This is a genomic window from Rhodoluna sp., assembly GCF_049276775.1.
Lineage (GTDB): Bacteria > Actinomycetota > Actinomycetes > Actinomycetales > Microbacteriaceae > Rhodoluna.
The window spans coordinates 1-2129 of sequence record NZ_JBASXC010000007.1 but is presented as its reverse complement, the minus strand read 5'-3'; the positions used below and the strand labels follow the sequence as shown (position 1 = coordinate 2129).

General features: G+C 51.4%; 2 protein-coding genes. Both read right to left on the bottom strand.

The window, feature by feature from the left end:
* Positions 1-138: 138 nt before the first annotated feature.
* The gene (locus WAO31_RS00415; protein ID WP_509588924.1) at positions 139-549 is read right to left on the bottom strand and encodes a DUF3566 domain-containing protein; all 411 of its coding nucleotides are present in this window, start codon (positions 547-549) and stop codon (positions 139-141) included.
* A partial coding sequence (locus WAO31_RS00410; protein WP_509588922.1) for a DNA gyrase C-terminal beta-propeller domain-containing protein occupies positions 546-2129 on the bottom strand: 1584 nt, incomplete at its 5' end. The genes WAO31_RS00415 and WAO31_RS00410, both read right to left, overlap by 4 nt.

Here is a 2129-nt window from a genome sequence, read left to right as displayed (position 1 = left end):
GCCTAGGAGGACTTGAACCTCCGACCTCTTCATTATCAGTGAAGCGCTCTAACCACCTGAGCTATAGGCCCATAGAGCCTTCCTGAGTCTAATGCATCAATATTGGATGCTCAAACCCCATTTCGGCCCAAGGTATTTCTAGTTATTCGTGAAGCCAACGGCAATGCCGCCCGTGATCTTGCCAATCACGTTGAAGATCATCGCGTAGATACCCGCCAGGGCGGTTCCCAAAATGACATTCACAATCGCCAGCGTGCTGGCAAAAGACATGACCCGAGGCAGAGATAGTTCCTGCTCTAGATCGACTCCGCCATCCCCAAAGATTCCAGTCAGTAGTGCATCGAGGGATGACAGAAGGCCAATTTGACCGAGCACAAACCACAGGGCCAAGAAGCCAACAATGGTTGCAATGCCGGCTGCAAAGGTTACAAAAAAGCCCACCTTCATAGCCGACCAAACCTCAACCTTGACCAGTTTGAGTTGGACCTGCTTTAGTGAGGGAGCAGGGCGAGAGCCGAATCTTTTCTTTCTTGCCGGAGCATCGCTCATTCTTCTGTTGCCCCTTCCAGGTTTCGCTCAGAGTTCTTAGCTAGTCCAATTACTGAATCAGCCTCGTTGAATCTTGCAAAAACAACACCCATGGTATCCCGGCCCTTGGCCGGAACTTCACTGACGGCTGACCTGACAACTTTACCGCTCGAGAGCACAACTAGCACCTCGTCAGCTTCACTACAGATTATTGCCCCCACTAAATCACCGCGTTTTTCTTCGAGTTTGGCCACCTTTATGCCCAAACCACCCCTGTTTTGAGGTCGGTATTGATCCACCGCACTGCGCTTGGCATAGCCACCTTCGGTGGCAATAAAGACGTAAGAGTCATCAATATCATTGATGACAGTTGCCGAAAGCAAGAAATCTCCCTTTCGGAAATTCATTCCGATATTTCCTGAGGTGTCGCGCCCCATCGCTCGAAGTGATTTCTCTGAAGCTGAGAACCTAATTGACATTCCCTTGCGTGAAACCAACAACAGATCATCGGAATCAGAAACCAGCATCGCGGAAACTACCTCATCGTCACCCTTTAGCTTGATGGCGATGATACCGCCGGAGCGTGGTGTGTCATAGGCCTCAAGTGCTGTCTTTTTAACCAGACCACTGCGAGTAGCAAGAACCAGATACGGCGCCTTGCTGTAATCCTTGATGTCCAATATGGACGCGATCTGCTCATCGGGTTGCAGGGCAAGCAAGTTTGCCACGTGCTGACCCTTAGCATCTCTTCCCGCCTCTTGAACCTCGTAAGCCTTGGCGCGATAGACGCGTCCCTTGTTGGTGAAGAACAGGAGCCAGTGGTGCGTGGTTGTGACAAAGAAGTGCAGCACAACATCGTCGGCGCGAAGCGATGCGCCCTTGACTCCCTTGCCGCCTCGGTGCTGGCTTCGGTAGTTGGTTGACTTGGTTCGCTTGATGTAACCACCGCGGGTCACGGTGACAACCATCTCTTCTTCCGGGATTAGGTCCTCGGTTGAAACATCGTCGTCTCCGCCAACCTGAAGGGCGGTTCTTCTGTCGTCTCCGTGACGAGAAACAACTTCCTCAAGTTCGGTCTTGATAATCCCGCGCTGCTTCTTTGGGCTCGCGATGATCGACTTGTATTCCTTGATCTCAAGTTCAAGCGCTGCTGCCTCATCGATGATCTTCTGGCGCTCAAGGGCGGCCAGCTGTCTTAGCTGCATGTTCAAAATGGCACGAGCTTGCAGCTCGTCTATTTTGAGAAGCTTAATCAGGCCGTCCTTGGCATCATCCGCCGTAGCACTCTTTCTAATGAGAGCAATTACCTTGTCTAGTGCATCGAGGGCCTTTAGGTAGCCGCGAAGGATGTGGGCGCGCTCTTCGGCTTTTTTGAGCCTGAAGTTTGTTCTTCGAACAATGACGTCAACCTGGTGTTCAACCCAGTTGGAGATAAAGCCATCAAGCGAAAGAGTTCTTGGAACTCCGTCAACTAGCGCCAGCATGTTGGCAGAGAAGTTTTCCCGCAGCTGGGTGTACTTATACAAGTTGTTTAGTACAACTCTTGCAACTGCGTCTTTTTTCAAAACAATGACAAGGCGCTGACCGGTGCGACCGGAGGT

Coding starts and splice junctions, on each gene's coding strand:
- WAO31_RS00415 (WP_509588924.1), bottom strand. CDS start 549: ATGAGCGATGCTCCGGCAAGAAAGAAAAGATTCGGCTCTCGCCCTGCT.